The organism is Lysinibacillus sp. CTST325, from assembly GCF_054665055.1.
The window spans coordinates 83,072-105,698 of sequence record NZ_BAAFHO010000001.1 but is presented as its reverse complement, the minus strand read 5'-3'; the positions used below and the strand labels follow the sequence as shown (position 1 = coordinate 105,698).

The 22,627-nt window shown below is 36.3% G+C and carries 24 protein-coding genes; 9 read left to right on the top strand and 15 right to left on the bottom strand.

The genetic code is table 11. From position 1 onward, the window contains the following. Window positions 1-3: 3 nt before the first annotated feature. Window positions 4-1,392, bottom strand: a complete 1,389-nt coding sequence (locus tag ACYQ73_RS00525) for a TldD/PmbA family protein (RefSeq protein WP_460010661.1) — start codon at window positions 1,390-1,392, stop codon at window positions 4-6. A 237-nt stretch (window positions 1,393-1,629) separates the two neighbouring features. On the opposite strand from ACYQ73_RS00525, the gene ACYQ73_RS00520 reads away from it, so the two are divergent. Continuing rightward, the gene (locus ACYQ73_RS00520) at window positions 1,630-1,857 is read left to right on the top strand and encodes a transcriptional regulator SplA domain-containing protein (RefSeq protein WP_460010660.1); all 228 of its coding nucleotides are present in this window, start codon (window positions 1,630-1,632) and stop codon (window positions 1,855-1,857) included. A gap of 107 nt (window positions 1,858-1,964) precedes the next feature. Here the strand turns inward: ACYQ73_RS00520 and ACYQ73_RS00515 are convergent, their stop codons facing one another. Further along, entirely contained in the window at window positions 1,965-2,426 is a 462-nt protein-coding gene (locus tag ACYQ73_RS00515; protein WP_460010659.1) for an NUDIX hydrolase, read from the bottom strand. 320 nt (window positions 2,427-2,746) lie between these two features. Here ACYQ73_RS00515 and ACYQ73_RS00510 point away from each other — a divergent pair, with 320 nt between their 5' ends. After that, window positions 2,747-3,682 carry an arginine deiminase family protein gene (locus ACYQ73_RS00510; protein WP_460010658.1) on the top strand — a complete coding sequence of 312 codons (936 nt, stop codon included), beginning with the start codon at window positions 2,747-2,749 and terminating at the stop codon, window positions 3,680-3,682. Between the two features lie 25 nt (window positions 3,683-3,707). Next, entirely contained in the window at window positions 3,708-5,033 is a 1,326-nt protein-coding gene (locus ACYQ73_RS00505) for an amino acid permease (protein ID WP_460010657.1), read from the top strand. Between the two features lie 361 nt (window positions 5,034-5,394). Here the strand turns inward: ACYQ73_RS00505 and ACYQ73_RS00500 are convergent, their stop codons facing one another. After that, the gene (locus ACYQ73_RS00500) at window positions 5,395-6,168 is read right to left on the bottom strand and encodes a YqcI/YcgG family protein (protein WP_460010656.1); all 774 of its coding nucleotides are present in this window, start codon (window positions 6,166-6,168) and stop codon (window positions 5,395-5,397) included. Window positions 6,169-6,723: 555 nt separating this feature from the next. On the opposite strand from ACYQ73_RS00500, the gene ACYQ73_RS00495 reads away from it, so the two are divergent. Then, the gene (locus ACYQ73_RS00495) at window positions 6,724-7,263 is read left to right on the top strand and encodes a Clp protease N-terminal domain-containing protein (RefSeq protein WP_460010655.1); all 540 of its coding nucleotides are present in this window, start codon (window positions 6,724-6,726) and stop codon (window positions 7,261-7,263) included. A gap of 77 nt (window positions 7,264-7,340) precedes the next feature. Here ACYQ73_RS00495 and ACYQ73_RS00490 read toward each other — a convergent pair whose 3' ends face one another. After that, window positions 7,341-7,778 carry a MarR family winged helix-turn-helix transcriptional regulator gene (locus tag ACYQ73_RS00490; protein WP_460010654.1) on the bottom strand — a complete coding sequence of 146 codons (438 nt, stop codon included), beginning with the start codon at window positions 7,776-7,778 and terminating at the stop codon, window positions 7,341-7,343. Between the two features lie 121 nt (window positions 7,779-7,899). On the opposite strand from ACYQ73_RS00490, the gene ACYQ73_RS00485 reads away from it, so the two are divergent. Continuing rightward, on the top strand, window positions 7,900-8,487 hold the full coding sequence (locus ACYQ73_RS00485) for an NAD(P)H-dependent oxidoreductase (RefSeq protein ID WP_460010653.1): 588 nt from the start codon (window positions 7,900-7,902) through the stop codon (window positions 8,485-8,487). A 42-nt stretch (window positions 8,488-8,529) separates the two neighbouring features. On the opposite strand, the gene ACYQ73_RS00480 is transcribed toward ACYQ73_RS00485, so the two are convergent. From ACYQ73_RS00480 to ACYQ73_RS00455, 6 genes are all read right to left on the bottom strand, one after another. After that, window positions 8,530-9,600, bottom strand: coding sequence for a HAMP domain-containing sensor histidine kinase (locus tag ACYQ73_RS00480; protein WP_460010652.1), 1,071 nt, complete (start codon window positions 9,598-9,600; stop codon window positions 8,530-8,532). Then, window positions 9,597-10,274: a response regulator transcription factor gene (locus ACYQ73_RS00475; RefSeq protein WP_460010651.1), complete on the bottom strand. Its 678-nt coding sequence runs from the start codon at window positions 10,272-10,274 to the stop codon at window positions 9,597-9,599. Before ACYQ73_RS00475 ends, ACYQ73_RS00480 begins: the two co-directional genes overlap by 4 nt. A gap of 18 nt (window positions 10,275-10,292) precedes the next feature. Further along, entirely contained in the window at window positions 10,293-12,047 is a 1,755-nt protein-coding gene (locus tag ACYQ73_RS00470; RefSeq protein ID WP_460010650.1) for an ABC transporter ATP-binding protein, read from the bottom strand. A 217-nt stretch (window positions 12,048-12,264) separates the two neighbouring features. After that, window positions 12,265-12,567 carry a zinc ribbon domain-containing protein gene (locus ACYQ73_RS00465; RefSeq protein ID WP_460010649.1) on the bottom strand — a complete coding sequence of 101 codons (303 nt, stop codon included), beginning with the start codon at window positions 12,565-12,567 and terminating at the stop codon, window positions 12,265-12,267. A 26-nt stretch (window positions 12,568-12,593) separates the two neighbouring features. Next, the gene (locus ACYQ73_RS00460; protein WP_460010648.1) at window positions 12,594-13,007 is read right to left on the bottom strand and encodes a zinc ribbon domain-containing protein; all 414 of its coding nucleotides are present in this window, start codon (window positions 13,005-13,007) and stop codon (window positions 12,594-12,596) included. An 11-nt stretch (window positions 13,008-13,018) separates the two neighbouring features. Then, complete coding sequence (locus tag ACYQ73_RS00455) at window positions 13,019-13,393, bottom strand: DUF2085 domain-containing protein (RefSeq protein WP_460010647.1); 375 nt, start codon at window positions 13,391-13,393, stop codon at window positions 13,019-13,021. Between the two features lie 357 nt (window positions 13,394-13,750). Here ACYQ73_RS00455 and ACYQ73_RS00450 point away from each other — a divergent pair, with 357 nt between their 5' ends. From ACYQ73_RS00450 to ACYQ73_RS00440, 3 genes are read left to right on the top strand one after another with little or no spacing between them, the layout of a single operon-like run. Further along, entirely contained in the window at window positions 13,751-14,326 is a 576-nt protein-coding gene (locus ACYQ73_RS00450) for a MarR family winged helix-turn-helix transcriptional regulator (protein ID WP_460010646.1), read from the top strand. Next, a complete protein-coding gene (locus ACYQ73_RS00445) occupies window positions 14,319-14,630 on the top strand; it encodes a hypothetical protein (RefSeq protein ID WP_460010645.1) in 312 nt (103 codons plus the stop codon). Before ACYQ73_RS00450 ends, ACYQ73_RS00445 begins: the two co-directional genes overlap by 8 nt. Before the next feature lie 24 nt (window positions 14,631-14,654). Next, window positions 14,655-15,917: an MFS transporter gene (locus ACYQ73_RS00440; protein ID WP_460010644.1), complete on the top strand. Its 1,263-nt coding sequence runs from the start codon at window positions 14,655-14,657 to the stop codon at window positions 15,915-15,917. A 189-nt stretch (window positions 15,918-16,106) separates the two neighbouring features. Here the strand turns inward: ACYQ73_RS00440 and ACYQ73_RS00435 are convergent, their stop codons facing one another. From ACYQ73_RS00435 to ACYQ73_RS00415, 5 genes are all read right to left on the bottom strand, one after another. Next, the gene (locus ACYQ73_RS00435; RefSeq protein WP_460010643.1) at window positions 16,107-16,847 is read right to left on the bottom strand and encodes a hypothetical protein; all 741 of its coding nucleotides are present in this window, start codon (window positions 16,845-16,847) and stop codon (window positions 16,107-16,109) included. Next, window positions 16,844-20,515, bottom strand: coding sequence for a multicopper oxidase domain-containing protein (locus ACYQ73_RS00430; RefSeq protein WP_460010642.1), 3,672 nt, complete (start codon window positions 20,513-20,515; stop codon window positions 16,844-16,846). Before ACYQ73_RS00430 ends, ACYQ73_RS00435 begins: the two co-directional genes overlap by 4 nt. Then, complete coding sequence (locus ACYQ73_RS00425) at window positions 20,508-20,825, bottom strand: hypothetical protein (protein ID WP_460010641.1); 318 nt, start codon at window positions 20,823-20,825, stop codon at window positions 20,508-20,510. Before ACYQ73_RS00425 ends, ACYQ73_RS00430 begins: the two co-directional genes overlap by 8 nt. Window positions 20,826-20,863: 38 nt before the next feature. Continuing rightward, window positions 20,864-21,151, bottom strand: coding sequence for a hypothetical protein (locus tag ACYQ73_RS00420; protein WP_156304550.1), 288 nt, complete (start codon window positions 21,149-21,151; stop codon window positions 20,864-20,866). 63 nt (window positions 21,152-21,214) lie between these two features. Continuing rightward, window positions 21,215-21,982 carry a hypothetical protein gene (locus ACYQ73_RS00415; protein ID WP_460010640.1) on the bottom strand — a complete coding sequence of 256 codons (768 nt, stop codon included), beginning with the start codon at window positions 21,980-21,982 and terminating at the stop codon, window positions 21,215-21,217. A 159-nt stretch (window positions 21,983-22,141) separates the two neighbouring features. On the opposite strand from ACYQ73_RS00415, the gene ACYQ73_RS00410 reads away from it, so the two are divergent. Further along, window positions 22,142-22,582, top strand: coding sequence for a hypothetical protein (locus ACYQ73_RS00410; RefSeq protein ID WP_460010639.1), 441 nt, complete (start codon window positions 22,142-22,144; stop codon window positions 22,580-22,582). Window positions 22,583-22,627 lie beyond the last annotated feature (45 nt).

Sequence of the window (22,627 nt, the reverse complement as noted above, 5' to 3'; positions counted from 1 at the left end):
AACTTATTCCCCCTTTGTTCCTCCAACTGTCATTTCACTAACACGAATCATCGGCTGACCAACATTGACAGGAAGACTACCACTAATTGATCCGCACATGCCAGCACCGTGCGCAAGATTATTACCAACGCGATCAACTAGCTGTAATGTTTTTGCACCGTTGCCTATAAGTGTTGCACCACGTACAGGACGATCTATTTTTCCATCCTTTACAATATAAGCTTCCATAACCGCGAAGTTATAATCACCAGTCGATGGATTTACTTGACCGCCACCCATATATTTTGCATAAATACCATATTCGGTAGATGCAATAATTTCTTCAGGTGTAGAAGTGCCTGGAGCGATATATGTGTTCGTCATTCGGGATGTAGGATTGAAACGATAGGATTGACGACGTGAAGAGCCTGTTGGTTCAGCATTCATGCGGCGCGCATTAAATTTATCAATCATATAGCCTTTTAGAATACCATTTTCAATTAAGATATTTTTTCGTGTTTTTTCCCCTTCATCATCAATGTTAAGGGAACCCCATTCGTTTGGAAGTGTGCCATCATCAATATATGTAACAATATCAGGGGCAACTTTTTCACCAATACGATTTGCAAAAACGGAATTGTTTTTCGCGACGGCTGTTGCTTCAAGCCCATGACCACAAGCCTCGTGAAATATAACGCCACCAAATTCATTATCAATGATGACTGGGAATTTACCGCTAGGACATTCATCGGCATGAAGCATAGTGACTGCAATACGTGCAGCTTCACCAGCATAGTGCTCTAAATCTAGATTTTCGATAAATTCAAAGCCTGCATGTGCACCAGGACCATAGAAGCCCGTTTGCATTTCTTTGCCCTCGGAGGCAGTTACCTGGATGGCAAGTCGATTATGAATACGCTTGTCTTCTACAAATTTTCCTTCTGAGTTGGCGATTAAAACATGCTGATCTTCGTCAAGATACCGAACTTTAACTTGACTGATGCGTTCATCATAATTTCTAGCAATGCCATTAGCCTGCCGCATAATCGTTACTTTTCTAGCAAGCTCCACACTGTTTGGTAGAATGATAATGTTATGAATAGGGGTAATAATTTCTTTTTTTAGTGGCTGAATCGTTCCGGTAGCACCACCTTTAATGGCAAGTGCTGCTCGTTTTGCTGCTGCTAGTAAGCCTTCCTCTGAAAAATCGTTGGTGTATGTGTAAATGCTCTGAAGACCGGAAAAAATGCGTATACCAATGCCGAAGTCACGTCCTGAAATACTTTCTTCAATTTTTCCACTTTGTAATGTTAATTCATTGACGAACTTGTCCTCAATGAAAACTTCGGAAAAATCGCCACCTGTAGAAAGTGCTGCTTCAAGTACATTTTCAATAACTGATTGTTTAATCATATTTTCTCCTCCTTTTTTCAAGTATACCAAATAATTCAAAAATTCCGCATTTGTGAAGCATATCACATGATTATATATATTCTTTTTGTAACTTTTTATGATATGGAGTATGGATTATTGGAAAAATTTCTAATTTGGTTATGCATTTAAATAAATATCTATATGAGAAATCAAAAATTGATTATATTTAACATCTTCTTACACCAAACTAATGGAAAGGCATAGGAAGGTGATGGAATGAAGCAACAGCAATATAGTGCAGGGGATATAGTTTTCATTTTTTATCAACATCCATCTATTCAGGAAGTAGTAAACATACAGGAAGCGGCAGTGGTGAACAATCCTGATAATCCAAATGAGCTGGCGCTACTTCTCTTGGATTCGTATTATCCGCTAACAAACGATATGTTAATATTTACGAGCGAAATGGATGCTGAGCAAGCTTATCACCAATATTTTCATTGATAGAGGCTTACAATATGTAGTTCATTTAGCATTGATTTTCCTACATTAAAAAGTTGCATTTTCAACCCTATAATGTGAAGAGACGTAATAAGTTTTCTCTCAAAATCTTATTCTATAACTAACTGCGTTATATATGGTTCAATATATCTGCAATCTAATCCATCTGGTAACTTTAAGAGTGAAAAGTATTGCATTGTCTCTGATTCTTTATAATCAATAACTAAATCGCCTTTAACATTTCTTGTATAATAGACTGCCGTAACTGAGTATAATTCATCCCCATTCGAAACTTTAAGATAATAATCTGGTCCTGAAAAAACACCTAATAACTTTAGATCCTCTATAACTAAACCTGTTTCTTCTAAAACTTCTCTTTTTGCGGTATCTTCTAAGCTTTCCCCTAATTCCATTAAACCGCCTGGAAGCCCCCAACCTCCATCGTATCTTTTTTGTAATAACACTTCATTTGCGTTATTGAGAATTAATACAACTGAACCAGGTAAAATGATGGGTTGGTGTCCTACATATTGTCTTAAAAATTTAACTTCTTTCAGCGGGTGTCCAAACATCCGCTGAAATAGAGGAACTCAGTCTAAGAACGCCACGTCCTGTGGCAACTACTGAGTGACCAACATCGTGTTGGCCCAAAGCCTCCGGCGGATGTCGCAGAATCGGGAAGGAGTTCTTTGTGCGAGCACAAAGTCGATTCCGGACGCAATTATGCCGAGGCATAATTGATAGTATTCCATAGTTACACTCATTTCTGTATTTGTTATTGTCCTTATATATGAATTGTCTAAATAACAAAAAAATCCTCCTTTAATTTGTATAATCTCAATCTTGGTGGTAACGCTAACAAAGATAGTCATGAAGAAGGGGAGAATACAATATGGACTCATTTCAACCGAATTGTTGGTCGGAGCATGAAGAACTTAAGGTTGTTATGCTTTGTGCACCTTCAAAATTAGATGTACCAGATTTAACAATAGCTGAAAATGTAGGATGGGATGCTGCTGTTAATCATGTAAAAGCAATGGAGAATTTCATGGGATTTAAGACAACACTAGAAAATGCGGGTGTCAAGGTTATTGATTATTCGAAAGAGCTATCAACTGATGTAAAAATAGTAAGTGAGCAGCTTATTAATAGATACTTTGTACGCGATCTAGCCTGTGTTATAGGAAATAGTATTTTCCGTGGTGAGGCGGGTAGTTCGCTAAGGCGTCCAGAGTATCCACATGCACACTCGCTATTAGAAAAGTGGTTTCCAGAAAAACATTTAAAAGTGAAACAACCTTCTACTGCTTTAGAATGTGGAGACGTGCTGATTTTAAATAAGGATGCCGTACTTATTAATATTGGAATGAGAACAACGTTAGAGGCAGTGGAAAGTATCAAGGATCGTATCTTCCAAGAAGGATTTTCGGAAATTGCAATCATTGATTTGCCAAGACGCGCCGATACACTTCATTTAGATATGAATTGTAATGTGACGAACGCTAATCTGCTAATAGCTAAAAACTTTATGCGTTATTTTCCTGTACACGTGTTCACAGCTCAAACAAATCGTTTTGAAATGACCGAGCAATTTTTAAATCACCATGGCTTTGACGTTTACTGGCTTGAAAAATATAATACAATCCCTGATATCAATTTTATTAATCTTAATCCCGAAACACTGTTAATTAGTAAGCAAGCAGCGAAGCAGCACTGGACGAAGCATCCACTATTACAAAAGAAAAATTTGATAGAAATTGATGTCACGGAGCTTGAAAAAGGCGGTGGTGGCATTCGTTGCATGACATTGCCATTGTTAAGAAAGTAGCCAAAAGGCAGGAGGGGGGATCAAAATGACATCTAAAACAAGTAAAGGGAGGTTGTCTTGGTGGCAGCTTTCGCTTCTCGGTATAGGTTGTACACTAGGAACAGGATTTTTTCTTGGGACAAGTATGGCCATTCATAAGAGTGGTCCTGCTGTGGTGATTCCTTTTTTGTTAGCGGCAATTGCTACGTATATTGTCTACGATGCTCTTGTTAAGATGTCAGTTGATAATCCAGATAAGGGATCATTCCGTACGTATGCAAAGCAAGCTTTTGGCAATTGGGCAGGATTTAGTAATGGCTGGATTTACTTGATTTCTGAGATGCTTATTATGGGTAGCCAATTGACGGCGCTTGGTATTTTCACAAAGTTGTGGTTTCCGACGCTTCCATTATGGATGGCTGCGTCTATTTATGCTGCACTTGGATTAGCTGTTATTCTTACGGGTATGAAGGGCTTTGAAAAATTTCAAAATATTTTTGGTGCGTTAAAGGCAGCGGCGGTTGTGATGTTTATTATAGTAGCGGCTGTCTTAATAATAAAAGGATTTAATTCGGAATCAACGGCACTCGCTGCATTGCATGCAAATTATGAAGAATTTTTCTCACAAGGTGTGAAAGGAATATGGCTTGGGCTACTATATGCCTTTTATGCATTTGGTGGAATTGAGGTTATGGGGTTAATGGTCATTGATTTAAAAAATCCTAAAGAAGCACCGAAAGCTGGTAAAGTGATGCTTATTGCTATAACTATCATTTTTATAATGGCTATTATGCTTGCCTTGGCACTTGTTTCTTGGAAGGACTTTAATATTGAGGAAAGCCCATTTATTACAGCACTTAATGGCTATCACATACCTTTTTTTGCAGATATTTTTAACGGAGTGTTGATTATTGCAGGTTTTTCAACAATGGTCGCCTCTTTATATGCGGTCATAACGATTCTCATTACATTGGCAGAGGATCATGATGCTCCAACGGCTTTGGCGAAAAAAGGGAAGATGAAGATTCCGTTTCCTGCATTTCTCTTTTTAGCTAGTGGTTTAATCATCACTATTGTTATAGGTTTTCTTATGCCAGAAAAGATTTTTGAATATTTGGTTACAGCTGCAGGGCTAATGCTAATTTATAACTGGCTCTTTATCTTAGTGACATATAGAAAGCTAATGGAGCTGTCGAAGTGGGGGCATGTGAAGAATGGTATCGGGATGTTGCTCATTTTGGTAACGGTGTCTGGGACGTTAGGGGAAAAAACAAGCAGACTCGGTTTTTTCGTGAGCCTGCTTTTTATTATCATTATAGGAATTGCGACTTGGATTGTTATGAAAAGGCAAAAATACGGTAAGCATGTTTAACTTCTTTCGGCGGGTGTCCAAACATCTGTACCTGTCGCTACGCTTTCGGTACAAAAGACATCCGCTGAAATAGAAGAACTCAGTCTAAGAACGCCACGTTCTGTGGTAATTTATCTGTGCGAAAGTGAACACATGACTGAGTGACCAACATCATGCTGTTGCCGCTGTCGCTTCGCTTTCGCGCAGATAAAACCCTTGTGCTGTCGCTTCGCTTTCGCGCAGATAAAACCCTTGTGCTGTCGCTTCCTTTCGCACAGACAAAACCACGTTGCTGACGTTGCGTTAGCACTACGCTTTCGCGCAAAAAACATCTGTTGGCCCAAAGCCGATTTCGGACGCAATTATGCCGAGGCATAATTGATTATTGTTCTTTGTTCTGTGGAAAGATCAGAGAATGTTGCATGCGTAAAAAAGGACATTTCGATGCACTACTATTATCATCACTTAAAAAATACTGCTTCCATTCATAACTACCTTCTTGCCCATACCATTTTAAATCAGTATGAGCTGGGATAGCGTCGTATTCGTTAATGCGTTGACGGATAAGCTTCTTTAATTTTCGACCAAAGACAGTAGAGTCGTTCATTTCTTCAAATATCCAGCGTGGCTGAAAGGCCATTAATAAAGTAGAGAAATTACGACTCTTGCGCAATTTATGTGCGGGCGTTGCACAAGACACAAAATAAGGCTCACCGTTAAAACAAAATTCCCATTCATGATGCGCTGGAGCGGTTGGAATTTCTTTTGGCCAATCGATATCATCTAATTTCGTCAAATTGTTTAAAACAGACCAAAATAAATTTCTATAATCCTCAACATCGAAATTTTTATGCATATCATTAGGGGTCTTGAAGAAAATGGTATGTGTTGTATACTGACCAAACGTTTTAGCGTACTTATCGTATTCCTTTAAGCATCGTGCTAACGTCTTTATCGATTGCTCTTCTCGTGGATCTCCGATAAAACTATAGCGAAGCTCGTTCGATAAAAAGCCTTTTCTAGCTGGAATACAGGGAAACGTATTTGCTTCATCTGCAACCATGGCAGCGAAGTCTGTATATGCTGACTGTTGCCATAATGGAAGTGTTTCAAAATGATCTTCAATCCACTTCTTGTCTAACACTGCTACTTCCACTTATGTCTCCTCCTTCTATACATCTTTATACTATTAAAAAAAATGCAAATGGGTGACGATGTATAGGTATTAACGTTTTCTTAATAGCGAGGATAAGGGGGAATTAACATTAAACAGGATTATTACCATAACATGTGGTTGATTTCCGTTCCGGCTGGGCGCTTTCCTGGGGGCGTCTGATGAGCTGCTTCGCTGCGCTCCAGGGTCTCGGGCCAACACGATGTTGGTCACGAAGGCGTTATCACAGGACGTGAGTTTAGCCTTCGTTCTTCTAGCCTCCACTATATTCAACATATGTTTTAATGAAATACCTAATTTTTGGTAGATAAATCAATAGTTTCAATTTTATTTATGATAGATAAAATGATTAATGGTATGATGAAATCCTAATATTTCAATTATTTAACATTGTTTTTTAAGTGTTAAAAATTGAGAAGTTGAAAAAAATCAATGAAAGGGTGACAGGCAAATGAATTCGGCTTATATAAAATTAACAAATCGTATGTTAAGGATCTTCAAGAACGCGGAAAAGAAGCGTTCTCTTCACAGCGTAAAGTGTTACAGCCTATTCATTTTTTATTTGCTTGTTTAAAAGAAAAAGAGGGGGTCCTTGGCGAAATAGTATTAAAATGTACTATAGATGAAGCTTCTATAAGAAACTTAGTTAATGAACTTGATCTAATATCAGACAAGAATGTTACCAGTCATAATTTATTTAATGTTCTAATAACAAATGATGTTTTAACAGTTTTGGAACAAGCAACTTGTTATATGCAAAACTATAACCAAGTTTATATAAATGAAGGTCACTTACTTAAAGCATTAATAAAGACGAATATGCTTGAGGAATTCGTTTTTGAAGAAGATAAGAAAATGATTTTAAAGCTTGGTACTACTTCGCGGGATATGATTACTCATCTTCACAATTATCATTTTCCAGATTCGATTTATAGTAATATTCGTAGAGTCAATCGTGATGATAAAAACACACTAATTCATTTTGTAGTTGCTGAAACGGATTATGAGGCTGTAGATTTTTATCGACGCTATGGTTTTTTCATAACTAGCCTAGGAGAGAGAAATACCCAGGTGTAGAACGCTTTCTTTGTCAATATAATAAACAGTGAAAAAACCTGCATTGCTGTTCCTAATGAAAAACAATGCAGGTTTTTTTATGATTTTGGATTAAAGACCTTTTCGTCTAGAATGTTTAAAGCATAACTAATGTCCTCTAAATCTTTCTTAGATGCATGTTGAATAAGTTGTTGAAAGCGCTCATCAATACAGGCGAATGCTTCCGCCATTATTTTTTCTCCATCCTCTGTAAGGCAAACATAGTGCTTTCTTCGATCTTTGGTATCGCTAATTTTTCCGATAAACTTTCTTTCCTGTAATTTGCGTAATTCACGGCTTGTATTAGGTAAGGACATATGCTGGCAATCACTGATTTCAGTAGGCGTAACTGGCTGGCTTACTTTTATATATTCTAAAATTTTATATTGTACAGGTGTAATATTATCGATTTTAACGTTTTGAGTTAGTTCATGTGTTACTTGATGTACTGATGTTGTAAATGCTACGAACTGATTAAATAATTCTTTTTTGTCCAAATGTGTTCACCTCTTACAGACAAGATAACAAAAAACTTATCTTAAAACAATTATCATTTGACAACTAAAGTTAGGTGATTTATGATTTTGTTATCAAATGATAAGTAATGGAGGATGCATGATGAACACATTAGTTATTTATACATATCCCAATCATAAAAGTTTGAATTATGCTTTTTTTCAGGAGGTTATGAAAGGCTGTAATGACAATCCATTCATAAAGGAGATTCAAATACTAGATTTATACGAGGAGCAATTTGATCCGCTTTTAGTATTTCATGAACAGAAACGCCGTCGTGATATGTTTCGTGATCCAAAACTTGAGAAATATCGAGAACAAATTAGGTGGGCTGATAAAATCGTTTTTGTTTATCCGATATGGTGGGGAAGGCCGCCGGCAATGCTTTTAGGGTATATTGATCAATTGTTTGCGGCCAATTTTGCTTATAAAGATAAAAAAGGACTATTTCCTGAGGGGCTTCTTAAAGGAAAATCAGTGGTGTGTATTTCGACAATGAAGGGGCCAACAAAATATCCACTATTATGGCTAAATAATGCTCATAAAATATTAATGAAGAGAGCGTTATTTAATTTTGTTGGCATTAAACAAGTAAAGTTTTTTGAATTTGGCAATATGGAAAGTCAGAAGGGGAGACAAAACAGAAAACTCGAAAAAGTTTATCAATATTTTAGAAAAATAGCTTACTAGTTCATCTGCCTAATAGACTCGTGCGGACGAAGAATGAATCTCCTATTCGTTTGCACGAGCCTTATTGATTTCTAATGGCAGTGTTACAAAAAATGTTGTAAATTCAGCAGGCTTGCTCTCAACAGTGATTTCCCCGTTATGCATATCGATGATTTTCTTTACAATCGATAGTCCTAAACCACTCCCGCCATTCTCAGCTGTCCTCGATAGGTCAGCCTTATAAAATCGCTCGAATATATGCTTTTGTTGTTCCGGCGTTAAACCTATACCATTATCATGAATGGCAATGGTGATCGTGTCCATTTTCTTCAGCATAGATATTGTAATAGTGCCAGCAGCTGGCGTGAATTTAATGCTGTTGCTTAATAAATTCATCCATACTTGATTCATTAAATCTTCATCCGCTATTAGCGAAATGTTTTCTAATTGCATATTCATGTAGATATTTTTAGCTAGCCAATTTGGTTCAAGTGTTAGTACGACATTGCGCAATTGTTTATCGAGTCGGTAATGCCTTGGCTCGAAGGGGTGGTGTTGTGATTCTAACGACGTTAGCTTTAGTAAATTGTCACTAATTTTTGATAGTCGATTACTTTCCATCTCAATGATTGTTAAATAATGCCGTCGCTTATCCTCAGGGAGGTCAATGTTTTTCAACGCTTTAGCAAAGCCATTAATAGATGTTAGAGGTGACTGAATTTCATGTGATACATTCGAGATAAATTCTTGGCGCATTCTTTCCATTTCACCTAATTCGACTGCCATATGGTTGATGCCATGTATTAATTGACCAAACTGCTCTTCATCTGTTTTCAGATCTAATTTAACAGTAAAATCACCTTTAGCAATCCGGCTCAATGCATCTACAATCGTATTCCAATAGTTCCGTTGTCTTTTTAGTCCAATTAAAAAGGTGATGATGACTGAGCAAGCAAAGAGAACAAAAACACCGACTACGGTCCATAATTGAAGCCAGAAACCTTGTGGATGTTTGCCTAACCAATCATAAAGCCAGGACGTTATATGGTAGGAAATAAAAGCAAAGACGATGCTAATGAAAAGAAGAAGCATTAAAGTTAAAAAAAGCTTTAAAAAATTTTTTAGTCTTTTCATGAAACAAGTTCCAATCGATAGCCTAGGCCGCGAATTGTACGAATAGAAAATCCGCTTGTTTCTTGAGGGAAACGTTGACGAAGTCTTTTAATGTGAACATCGACTGTACGTTCATCACCTTCATAGTCGTATCCCCAAATTTCTTCGATTAGCTGTTCACGTGAAAAAGTTTTTCCAGCATAGCTTGCTAACGTAAATAATAGTTCAAATTCCTTTAAACGAAGTGTTAAAGATTCATCGTTATACAAGACTTCGTGTGTATTACGATTTAACTTAATATTGCCAGCTTCCACAAGTTGAGATAGGGAAATATGGTATCTTTTAAGTATTGATTTCACACGGACAATCAGCTCTGCTGGCTCAAATGGTTTAACAAGATAATCATCTGTTCCAAGATGAAAACCCTTTACCTTTTGCGAGGTTTCTCCCTTGGCAGTTAACATTAAGATTGGTAGATTATCATTAAATGAACGTATTTCTTCGCATAATTCCCAGCCATCCATATTTGGCATCATGATATCCATTATAATCATATCCACCTTCTCGGAATCCAATTTGGACAATGCATCCACACCGTCCATAGCCTCAATTACCTCCAAACCCTCATTCTGTAAAAATACCTTTACCAATTCTCTAATATGCGCATCATCATCTACAATTAATAGTTTTGTCATGGGTAACAAATCCCTCCGTTATTCCTCTTTGATACGTAATTGTTGCATGGCAAACTCTCGATACATGTTATGAGTCTCAAATAGAGTTTCATGCGTGCCGCTGCCTGTAATTTGTCCTTTCTCCACAAAAAGTATTTGATCAGCATCTACTACTGTAGATAGACGGTGTGCAATTACAAGTGTTGTTCTACCTTGCATTAAATTATCTAATGCTTTTTGTACATAGATTTCCGATTTACTATCTAGACTAGATGTTGCTTCATCTAGCATTAATATTTGAGGGTCACGCAAAAGTGCTCTAGCGATAGAAATTCGTTGTCGTTGACCACCAGAAAGTTTAATGCCTCGTTCTCCTACCTCTGTATCAAATTGCTCTGGTAATTCATTAATAAATTGATCGGCATAGGCCATTTTAGCAACTCTATCAAGCTCTTCATCCTGCACTTCTCTGTCAATGCCATAGCAAATATTTTCACGAATCGTACCAGACAGCAGTGCACTCTCCTGAGCAACGTAGCCGATTTGGCTTCTCCAAGAATGTAGGGAGTACGTGTTGATAGGGGTTTCTCCAAGTGTAATATTTCCGTTAGTAGGTTGATAATATCTTTCTAACAGAGAAAATGTTGTTGTTTTACCTCCGCCACTAGGTCCTACGATTGCCGTAACTTGACCTGGTTCAATGGTAAAATTAATATTCGATAAAATTAGATCTTCCCCATAAGCAAAGTCAACATTTTTTACATAAATCGGTTGATCCACTTTTTCTAATATGTTTCCATCGAAAATATTTTCTTCCTCATGCTCAAGTAATGCACTAATTCGCTCAGTAGCACCCATTGCTTTTTGAAGCTGTGTAAAGAACATTGTTAATTGGGTCATCGGCATGATGATTTGGATCAAATATAAAATAAATGCCACCATGTCGCCAGCTGTAAGTTCTCCTGAAGAAACTCGTACACCTCCATATCCAATAATGGCCACGAGAACTGACATTAATACAAACGAAATGAGAGGAGAAATAAGAGCATGGATTTTAGACTCTTTCAAGCCGAATGTAAAGAGGTTTGTAATACCTTTCTTACCACGCTCATATTCAATATTCTCGGCATTTGAAGCTTTTACTAATCGTGTTTCCGGTAAAACTTGATTGAGCACAGCCGTAAATTTTGCTGTCTCATCTTGCATTCCTTTTGAAATGACAAACATTCGTCTTCCTAACAGCATTAAAATAACCATAGCAAGCGGAACGGCAATCAGCATGACTAAGGTCATTTTCCAGTCTAAGATTAATAGAATGATGATTGATCCAATAATAGATATAACGCCTGATAAACAGTTCGCAAGATGTTCAGTAATGAGATCCTTGACAACAGCTGTGTCATTCGTAACACGACTTAATGTTTCACCTGTATCGTTCTCATCATAATAAGGAATTGGTAAATGAAGTAGCTTTCTCCAGAGCTGATCTCGCAATTTCGCGACAACATGATGTCCGACACGATTTAAATAATAAATGGAAAGTCCACCCGCAATAGCTTGTGCGATAAAAGCAATCCCTAATAAAAGTATTTGCCAATAATCAAGGGATGCTAATGAAAAGCCATCGACTAATTTTTTTGTAAATAACGGAACGATAAAGCCTACGCCCGTAGTAGCTAAACTCATTATTAATGCAATAATTAAAAGCCATATTGGTGGCTCAGCCTGTTTGACTAAGTGAACAAAGCGCCGCCAATCCTTCATTTTTGTAGTATCTTTTGATGCCTCCTGCAATGTAAATCCTCCTTCGATTTCATCAACAATAAAATATGAATCTTTTATGTTACTAACTATAGCATGTCTTTATGAACTGAATATGAAATGAGCAGGTAATGAGGATAGGTGGCAGGAACATAAAAAATTACACATCAGAAAAACGCGAGAAATCAATGTTTTAAAATTGATTCCTCGCGTTTTTTAAAGTTTCGACTAGCTAAGTCCAAGCATCTTTTTAATAATTATACTCGTCGATAGAACCAAGTACAAACCCTAATATTCCAAATAAGAACATTATTACTACATATACAACGACTGCAACAAGCCCCCATATTAAAGCGGATTTAGCTGCTTTAGGCTTTTCATCTTTCCATACAAAGTACATAATAATCCCTAAGAGCGGTACACAACAAAAAGAAAGGATGTTAATTGCTATATTTGGTTTATCCTCTGGGTTTGTATTATTTACACGAACACCACATTTTGGACAAATTTCTGCTTGTGCCGCAATTTCTTCATTACAGTGTGGACAAAACATATTAAATTATACCTCCTAAAAGAAAATTAAAAGAATTCCCATTTTCCTACTACTTTTCCCTCATAGTATTTTTTCCCGATTAAATAAGCATCAATTAAAATAGGTAAACCAACAATTATGAATCCAATTATTAAATTATTTAAAATAAAAACAGAAATCATTATAAATATAAATAAGCAAAGAAATCCCTTACCCATTTGATTATTAATGATTTGGCCTACACCTGGTATTAGAAATGTAAGTAATGCAGGAGCTAGTGGATGAGTACCTTTTGGAGATTTTCTTAAAATAATACCGCATGAAGTACACATTTCTTGAAAAGAATTTAATTCATTCCCGCAATGATGGCAGTAATTATGTACTTTGAATTTTCTAACACCACAATTTGGGCAAATTTCTGCATGCTCTGATAGATTGGATGCACAGTATGTACAAAACATTTTCAATCTCCTTAGTTAAAAATTAATGAACCAATATATTCCCCTTTTTTATAGAGAAAAATAGTTAGATTCCAAAATAAGAGAGCGGCGTGTAAAATCATAAAAACAATGCCTATTCCACCGAGTATTCCTGTTACTAATCGCCGATTGTTAGTACTAACCCATTTATTAAATAATTGTCCTGTTCCGTCTATAATCATAGGAATTGTTAAAATAAGAGCATAAAAAAAAGGTGGAACTTTAAATAATGCCAATATAATGCCAATTACATATCCTATACAAATTCCAGTGCAACGTGCGCAAATCGGAAATTGAACACCTCTATAAAAAAAAGATCTGCTTGGTAATCTATGGCAAAGGAACAAAAATTGAAAATATTGATTCACGAAATCACCTATTTAATCAAGTTTTTCAAAAAAAGGAAACAACGAATATAATATACTATTAAAAGGAATATTGGTAGTGCCTTCAATGAAAAAATTAATTTTTTCATAATTTAGTATAAAATGATTAAATGGATAGTTTTTTTTATTCCTGTGAAAAATTTTCTATCTTTTTCAAGAAGATGTTTAAAATAAGTTCCTTTTTTTGGAGGGATATCATATAATATTATAAACCGACAGTCGGTCTATTAGCATGGTATCTCATTCTATTTGAAAAGTATAAAAGTCACCATGTTGACTTTTGGGAAATCGTTATGTATCATTTAGTAAACATGGTGACTAAATAGAGAGGTGCTACATATGGATTTAAATCTTTTATTGAAGGAATTGCATTTTATGCAGCAAAGTTATGCGACATTGTTTTCAGTTGTCAATAAAGTTCAAATAAAAGGAGATGAATATTTAGAAGTATTAACTTCGAGACAGCATATGGCTCTTATTGCCATTGCCCATTTACCAGTAGAAAATACAACACTCGTAAATATTGCTAAAAAGCTTGGTACAACTAAGCAGACTGCGAATAAGTTAATAACGAGTCTTGTGAAAAAAGGCTATGTCCAAACGATACCAAGTAAATTAGATAAAAGATCGATCAATGTCGAGATTACTTCAGAGGGAAAAAAAGCTTTAATTGCTTGTTCGGAGAAGTCTACTTACTTTTTAGCAGATATCTTTAAAGACTTTAAAACTGAGGAAATTGAAACATTGTGGAAGTTATTGCAAAAACTTTATCGTTTTGATGGTGAGGAACTAGATGGGTATGAAGAAACGGTAAATATGGAGATCAAGGAACCAGAACAGATTTCGGACTTCCAAGAGAGAGTTTTAACAGAGTTATTAAAACGACGTTATGGAGATGAAGAACGCCATGATTAAAGGAGAAACATCATTTTCTTATCCTCAAAAAGCAAAAGATACTGAGCAGAAGTTAAAAGAAAAAGTTTATCTTATGAAACGTAAAATAAAGAAATCTGCGTATGAGGTTAAGGGGAAATTTTGTCGGAATTCAAAAAATAGTCGCACTGGAAATTATGTATCCATTATCGTAGGGTTCTTATTGTTAATAATATCTTGGAGTTCACAAATTAAGTGGCTCATTTGGTTAAGTACTATAAGTATTTTTAGTAATGTCTTTCTTCTTATAATACAAAAATATTCGACACTTTCAAAAGGGTCATGAATGTTAAAGAAAGGGGTCTAATGAATGGAATCACAGATTAATAGAAAAGGCTTTTCAAAAGATTTTAACCTGATGGTGATTGGGCAAATTATTTCTATTTTAGGATCTGCACTTTTAAGGTTTGCCTTATCGCTTTATGTACTAGATATTACAGGACGTGCAGATCTTTTTGCAGTACTATTTGCGATATCGAGTGTCCCAATTTTACTTGCACCTCTTGGGGGAGCAATTGCTGATAGGTTTAATCGACGCAATTTAATGGTGATTTTCGATTTTACGAGTAGCATAATTGTGTTTAGTTTCTTCGCAATGCTAGCGATTGGTAATAGTTCCGTTTGGCTTATTGGTGTTGTGATGGTACTGCTTTCCTTTGTTAGTGCAATGTACGCACCTGCAGTGATGGCCAGTATTCCAGTACTTGTAGAAGAGGAAAAGCTTGAGCAGGCAAATGGAATTGTTAATGGTATTCAATCATTGTCTAATGTAGCTGCTCCTGTATTAGGCGGAATACTGTACGGTATGATTGGCTTAAAAGTACTTGTCATAGTGAGTGGTGTGTTCTTTTTCCTTTCTGCCATATTAGAAATGTTTATTCATATACCATTTATCCAACGAGAGAAGAGCGGACATATTATTCCGACGCTTGTAAATGATTTGAAAGAGGGCTTTAGCTATGTAGTGAAGAAATCTTTTATATTCAAATGTATGATTTTAGCGGCATTATTAAATTTATTACTAACTCCGTTGTTTGTCGTGGGTGTACCGATTATTCTCCGTGTTACAATGCAAAGTAGTGATACACTGTATGGTGTAGGGATGGGGTTAATCGATTTTGCTACAATTTTAGGAGCTTTATCTATGGGATACTTTGCGAAAAAAATGGGCATCAATAATTTATACTTTTGGGTGTTTATCACCGCTTTATTGATTGTTCCAATGGCTCTAGCAGTTACGCCACTCATTCTTAATATAGGTTATTATCCGTCTTATACTTTATTTGTCGGTAGTGCGCTTATCATAGCTATGATTCTGACCGTTATTTCAATATATGTTATTACACTTGTACAAAAAGAAACGCCTAATGAAAACTTAGGGAAGGTCATGGCTATTATCATTGCCGTTTCACAATGTATGGCACCGATTGGGCAAATATTGTATGGCCTATTATTTGAAGCATTTAGTGTTAAAGTCTACGTTCCTATTTTAATGATTAGTATTGCTATGGTAGTGATGGCAATTGCCACAAAGAGGATTTTACGATTTGAAAAGAGCGAGGCAGCACAATGATTGTTGATCCTCTGAGATGTTAAACTTGTCTATGAAGAGGCTTTACAGGCAAGTTACTGACGAAACTAGCTTAGATTATTTGCAAATGATATAGTTTAAACTAACTAGCTTAGTTATAAAAGATGAAAAGCCAAATTTCCCTAATTGTTGAGGGGAAGTATGGCTTTTTTATATGGGAAGTGAGGATAATCAGCACTTTATCCATTTGTTTTTCAAAATTTGCAAAAAGGTAATATCATTAATATTTACATGATGATTGCCTTTTTGGTTTTTTATATGAATGTTGTTTTCAGTGGCTGACAATAAGGTTCCTGTTTTCATCAGTTGATCCGTTTTAACTTGAACAGTTTCTCTTATATAATTTTGTAATTGCTGATAAAGTGGGATGCCAAAAAATAAATTAATTAATGAAGGACGTTTTGACACAAATTCTCCGAAATTTAAAACGAGAGCTTTATTTTTAAGCATTTCTAAATCGTATGGCTCTTCTTCTTGAGAGTTGTTAATGTGGGATAGTGAAATGAGTCGCGTATATAAAATAAAGATAGGTCCACAATTCGTGTTCAACTGGATAAAATCTCGTCCTGCAATACTTAATAAACCTGCTTTTTCTTCAATTGTCTCAATTACTCGATTTTTTATTGTATCTTCATCTTTTGTTCTTTCTATAAATTTGCAATTAATTTTTATTTTCACATTTACACCTTGAAGTTTAAGGAAATGTAATTGAAGCTGGCGAGTATTGTTTACGTCGCTTTCTGAACCTAGTGATTGTAGCAGTTGATTTGCTTCATCTATACAAAATTTCAACTCATTTAATTGTGCCTTTGGTAGTGAGCTAGTTGGAGAAGAAAAAACAGGAGTTGGAATTTTGGGGTTGGATTTATTACAGGAACATGTTAGTTTTTTGCATTTTTTACAGCGCTTCATGTGGAATCACCTTCATTTTCAGTTGATGCTAAATAATCTTTAAGTGGAGCTAACAATGAATTTCTACTTTTTAGGACTCTAAAAATACCCCATAAACCTAATTCAATATCCCATCTAATATTTCCTGAACGATACAAATAGTCTCCTGGTTGCTGAGATAGTCCACCTGCTCCATAAAATAAAAGGAAATCGTCATTACTTCCAACAGTAGCTTCGCCTTTAAAGGAAACTATTGAAGAAAACATATCTTTTTTACTTCTAAAGAAGTGATGTTCATGAATGGTAAATGTATGAGCTCTCGGTTTATCAGCTGGGAATGCAAAACGAAATGTTACGGGGTCTCCAGGATAAGCCAAAAATAGTGGTGTGCTTGGATTTCTTACTTGAGTAGCACTGAAAACTTTGAAAACATTATTTAGATTTTCTACAAAATGACTAAATCTTTCTGCTCGGTAATTAAAGCCTCTTGAGCCTTGGTCTTCAAAATCTTCCACTTTTTCCTCTGCTTTGATGAGGAGTGGTTCGGGATCAATAATGACATTCCCTTTTTTATCAACAAGTCTTACCCCATCATGCATAACGATAGAGAATTCTCTAAACTCAGGGAGCAAAGGATTTGAAATAATAGCCTGATGTCCTAGATTACCCTCTCTTCTGGTCTTTGGATGGAGATACTTTGACCCTTTAGACTCAGCAATTAGTATGCCGAATGCCCCGTGGTGTCGATGATTTCGTATGTCGGCCATATCCCATAAATTAGCTGACCCAAAATCAGTATCGATATACCAGATATACTTTATGCTCTCACCTGGAGCAATTGTCTGATCGAGGTTGAATCCTACAGTTGCTCCATCAGAATGTTGAACGTCATAAATAGCTAGTTGAGCGTGTAATGAAATTCGTTGTGACGGGGGAAATGGTGCGCTAACAGGTACCTCGGGATAACCATGTAAGGCTCCGTGATGGAATGTATCGTTCAATTCATTCGTAAGTGTGATTTCTACATATTCTCCAACATTTGCACGTAATATTAAAGGCTCTGGATTCACTTTCTGTAAATGAATATTTTTTACATTTTCCTTGAGTGTGAAAATTATTCCAAAAGGATCGTGATCTCCTTCATTGTTATAGTCAATTCGAGCATTTATAGCAGCGACTTCATATTTTCGAACAATCGAGTTTGGTGGAATTGCGTCTTTCGGTATTGTTGCTTTTTCAGGGGGTTTCCCCGTAGGACTTGGTAAAGGATTGTGTCGTGACGGTGGGGCGTCTCGGTCTGGTAAAGGAATTAAATGTGGAACTCTTTTTTCAAACGATCTAAAAATACCCCAGTTTCCTAACCAAATATCATCGATAGAGCCATAATGATAGAGCATATCGAAATCTCCTTCACCTTCCATGTTAAATTCAAGTGTGAAGGATTCAGCAATAGCTATATGTTGCTGCTGATCTAATTTTGAAGATAAGTTGGGACGTTCTTTATGCCAACGCTGACGGTGAAGATTAAAGCTATGTGACTCTTCATGTGCGCCTTGAAGGAGACGGATTCGAACAGGATCTCCATTGTAGGTTTGAAGCAATGGTGTTACAGGATCGCCATGTACCCATGAGCTGAAAACATAAGCAGGATCACGAACGGGTTTTTTTAAACGAAATTGAATCGGTTCATTTTTATAATTGATAGACATAACGCCTGGATCTTCTGGTGAACCAGGGAAGGGTGGAGGATTGAGTGGACATCCGTCTTTATCAAATAACATCGTAAAATCTTGAACAAATAAATTTAATTCACGGAAATCGGGAATTAACGGATTGACGATTGTTGCTTGTGTACCGGATTGTATTTCTTTACCAGTAACGGAGCTTAAAAATTTTGAGCCTCTTGCTTGAACATTAATGCCGGCAAAAACACCGTGGTGCTGATGTTCGTTGGCAAATAAATGGTCGTGCCAAAAAGTTGCTTTTAATTCTACATCTGCAAACCACTGATATTGAATTGTCTCACCTGAAAGAATGCCTGAATCGTAATTCCATCCAACATTTGCACCATCTGAGCACAAAACATCAAATTTAACGAAGTGAACATGCATGCCTGCCTCATATGTGCGGTTGACTAGTTGGAATGCATTTCCGCCAAGTGTCTCGGGTAACTTATTTGTAAATTTAAAACGTATTACTTCGCCAGCATTTGCCCGTATAACCAATGGCTCGGGTTCTTTTCTACCTGCTAATATATCTTCTTCATCTTTAGCTAAAACATATAAGCGACCTTCAGGATCATGCCATCCTTGCTTATTATAAATAATAGGCATTTGTATAAGAACGACATCAAAGGTCCTTACTGGGTTTACATCTGGAATAGCTGGGTTGACAAAAACAGCCCCAGGAACAGCATTCGGTGCAAAAGAATTTTTTTCAATTTGAGTAGCTGGTCTACCACCTATAATGCCGAGTGGTGGGCGCGGTGCTTTAAGTCCGACAATTCCTGGCACAAAGTTTGGAAATCCTGGTTTCTCAGGTGTCGGTTTTGGTGGTAATGGTCGATCCGGCAGTGGATTAAGTGCTTTGATCGGCACGCCGTTCGGATAACACTGACTACCATCTTGTAACGTATCAAAATTACGTTGAATTCCCCACATGCCTTCTCCAAAATGGGGGTACAGATGACAATGGATAATAGCATCGCCCATTGCACCTTGTAATGAACCTGCCCCGTATACTGGTGTAACTAAATAGTTCGATTGGGGTGAAATGGCTTGCACATCAAGAAGGTCGGAGTTTTGATTTGTTGGTTCAGAAAACCATTGATGGACATGGTAGTGAAATGAATGTGTTTCTTTTATACCCGCATGAATGAGCCTGATTTTTAAGGGATCCCCTATATAGGCTCGTAAAATAGGTGTTGCTGGATCACCGAATACCCAAGAATCGTGATGAACCTCTTCGCCCTCACAGTCTGGACAAACAACACCTTCTTGAATTAATCGTAGTCTGTTCCGCATAGGCTCCGAACGGTAGTTAATGGAATGAGTTGCTTCTGGTTGAAGAGTATGAGGACTGATGGGCTTTTGCCCTGTTAAATCGTGTACCTCCTCCTCGTCGTGGAAAAACCAACCATATTCTCGATAAGAGGGGAGTAATGGATTGTGAATATCGGCAAAAAGACCACTATTAATTGGTTTGCCTGAAATAGGATCAGTCCAAGTAGATCCCCGTGGTTCTACAAAAAGTGCACCAAACAAACCATGTACATTACTCCCTAATTCACTTGATAATGTATTTCCTAAATCAGAGAAAAAATGGGTTCCTTCAACATGAACTTGCCATTTGTATACAATACTTTTTCCTGGTGGAACTGTCGTATTTGGATTTCGCCCAACAAAAGCTCCATCAGAAGTAAAAACATTATATTCTACATCTTGAATATGCATCGATGCATTGAAGGGAAGTTGATTTTCAAATACAACCTCAATATCATCACCTACATTTGCGCGAATAACTAATGGCTCAACCAAATCTACTGGCGTAAATGGATTCTTAGCGACTTTTTGTTTGATTAGACTTTCATTTTCCTTTAATACATACATCATACCCTCTGGATCGTGGTCACCGAATTGATTGACAACAATACGAATGGGGATAGCAACAATGTGAAATTGTCTAATCATTCATGCCATTCCTTATATCAGGTATAGGTCTGTTTTCTTTTTCAATATAAAACACTTCTATATCGTCAATGTGAACTCGAAATTTTTCTCCATCAAGCTCCGTTATATTCGTAATCTCTGCCTCTATAACTAAATAGTCACTAACCACTTCTGCAATAGGTCCGATAATTAGAAAGGGGTATTGGGAGAGTAATACTAATGCTCTAACACCTATATTATTCTCAAAAGCTTGTGTTACAACAGTTTGTCGTATGGTATTAATATCTGGCATGCTAATACCAAGTTGTGTAGCCAGTTTATTTATATCCATAGGAACCTCCTATTCTTATGAAATTTCTAAATGAAAACCTATACAAGTACAAGTTTCCGTTTACAATCAAATGGTGTAAATACTGCAATATGCTCCATAGGGAAACTTAGTGGTGTAGGAAATTTAAAAAACGGAGCGTTGTGCATTTTAATAGTTACTGGATCTAGTGTGATAAAGCCATTTGTGACTTCTACAACTTTTCCACAAAAAATAGGTCTAAATGTTTGACCGAGAATATTTAATTGATTTCTCTCGGTTACCAGTAATATGTTTTTCCCTTTCATCTCCAAAAAGATCTCATTTGCAGGAACTATTGGATCTCCCACTTTTCTTCACCTCCTTATATTTGTGAATGCATCGATTTATTATATTGAGCTAAAATAAATTTATTACAATGATTTCCATTGTCCGAATGATTTTTTAGAGGTTTTGTTATGTCCAAGCCAGTTTGAAAATAACCGTTGGAAAAAAGAAGTGACTCTTCCTTGCTTTATATACGTAATATGAGCAGTTGGAATTTCAGGCACATCATGATGCTTTAAATAAACCTTTCCAGGCGTGATATTAAGTATCTTTCCTTTTATTGAGGTTGTAGCATATATAGTCAGCTTCGTCCCTTTCCATGTTTTCAAATTGGTCTCTAATAATTCTTCAAAGAATTGTTGTCTTAATACTTGTTTATTTGAAACCGTATGACTGAAGTTTGTTAATAGTTTTTTTCGCAGCTCTTCATCAATCACGACATTTTGGTGTGTGTTATGAATTGCGGGAATGCCAAACGGGGATTTAGCTGAGTGAATTGTAATGTATGGTATCCAAATCCGAGTAAAGAGTGTTTTTAACATAACGAAATTTCGTCCTATTGTATGAACTTTACCCACAGTATGGATGTTCTGATCGCCATTTTTGGAATAGACCTCTACAAGCTGATTTTTTTTAAATTTAAAAAATTTCATAAGCATCATTTGCTTTTTAAAATGGGGGAGATGCTCCCCAAGGTTTTGTATATTTACACCATGAATAAATTCTTGTAATAACTTCAATTCATATAAAGGTAAAGGGCTCGCGGGAGAAGTGTAACATTCCTCTTTTTTTAGTTCCGGATGTTCATAATCATATGTGTTTGTAATGCCAACAACCTCTTTTGTTTTCTTCAAAAAAATCTCCTCCTGTATAACAAAAAATTTTGTAATTTCCAAAGTTAAGCTACCTACTTCAAAACTTTTGTATAGTGGAAGGAACATTAGTAAGAGTCTAAGTAATCAATTTATCTGTACAACAGGTATTTCTTTTCATGGGAATTTCATAACAAGAAGATGACATATATTGAAAATAAAGGAGCTGACTATTTGAGTGTAATATTTTGGTTAATATTAATGAGTTATTTTATTGTTTGTTTTGTCACGTATACTTTTTTATACAGGATAAAATTTTTAATTAGCTATCATCTTGGTATGAATATCGCCATGTTAAGTAGTGGAGTGATGGGATTGGCTGTTGGTGTAGTTCTTGGCAATGCATTTCCTAGCCATTATACGTTGGTTACGATTTTTGTTACGGTGATTGCCATGGCAATCGGTGCAATATTTGGCGCATTAGTGGACTACCAAACTTTGCTTTCAGGTGTTTCAGGAGGATTAATGGCGGGAATAATGGGGCCGATGATTGGTGTAATGGCTGATTTCGGTTTTATAATTTTTTGTACCATTCTTACGTATGTAATATTTGGAATGCTCTGTTTATCCGTACGTTCTTAGCGTTCGGATAATGGATTGTGCATTAAATGAAGATAGAAATAAAAA

Bases quoted from the DNA above. Each gene is read 5' to 3' on its own strand.
- ACYQ73_RS00525 (WP_460010661.1), bottom strand. From the start codon at position 1,392: ATGATTAAACAATCAGTTATTGAAAATGTACTTGAAGCAGCACTTTCT.
- ACYQ73_RS00520 (WP_460010660.1), top strand. From the start codon at position 1,630: ATGAAGCAACAGCAATATAGTGCAGGGGATATAGTTTTCATTTTTTAT.
- ACYQ73_RS00515 (WP_460010659.1), bottom strand. From the start codon at position 2,426: ATGTTTGGACACCCGCTGAAAGAAGTTAAATTTTTAAGACAATATGTA.
- ACYQ73_RS00510 (WP_460010658.1), top strand. From the start codon at position 2,747: ATGGACTCATTTCAACCGAATTGTTGGTCGGAGCATGAAGAACTTAAG.
- ACYQ73_RS00505 (WP_460010657.1), top strand. From the start codon at position 3,708: ATGACATCTAAAACAAGTAAAGGGAGGTTGTCTTGGTGGCAGCTTTCG.
- ACYQ73_RS00485 (WP_460010653.1), top strand. From the start codon at position 7,900: ATGAACACATTAGTTATTTATACATATCCCAATCATAAAAGTTTGAAT.
- ACYQ73_RS00480 (WP_460010652.1), bottom strand. From the start codon at position 9,600: ATGAAAAGACTAAAAAATTTTTTAAAGCTTTTTTTAACTTTAATGCTT.
- ACYQ73_RS00475 (WP_460010651.1), bottom strand. From the start codon at position 10,274: ATGACAAAACTATTAATTGTAGATGATGATGCGCATATTAGAGAATTG.
- ACYQ73_RS00465 (WP_460010649.1), bottom strand. From the start codon at position 12,567: ATGTTTTGTCCACACTGTAATGAAGAAATTGCGGCACAAGCAGAAATT.
- ACYQ73_RS00460 (WP_460010648.1), bottom strand. From the start codon at position 13,007: ATGTTTTGTACATACTGTGCATCCAATCTATCAGAGCATGCAGAAATT.
- ACYQ73_RS00450 (WP_460010646.1), top strand. From the start codon at position 13,751: ATGGATTTAAATCTTTTATTGAAGGAATTGCATTTTATGCAGCAAAGT.
- ACYQ73_RS00445 (WP_460010645.1), top strand. From the start codon at position 14,319: ATGATTAAAGGAGAAACATCATTTTCTTATCCTCAAAAAGCAAAAGAT.
- ACYQ73_RS00440 (WP_460010644.1), top strand. From the start codon at position 14,655: ATGGAATCACAGATTAATAGAAAAGGCTTTTCAAAAGATTTTAACCTG.
- ACYQ73_RS00435 (WP_460010643.1), bottom strand. From the start codon at position 16,847: ATGAAGCGCTGTAAAAAATGCAAAAAACTAACATGTTCCTGTAATAAA.
- ACYQ73_RS00430 (WP_460010642.1), bottom strand. From the start codon at position 20,515: ATGATTAGACAATTTCACATTGTTGCTATCCCCATTCGTATTGTTGTC.
- ACYQ73_RS00425 (WP_460010641.1), bottom strand. From the start codon at position 20,825: ATGGATATAAATAAACTGGCTACACAACTTGGTATTAGCATGCCAGAT.
- ACYQ73_RS00410 (WP_460010639.1), top strand. From the start codon at position 22,142: ATGACATATATTGAAAATAAAGGAGCTGACTATTTGAGTGTAATATTT.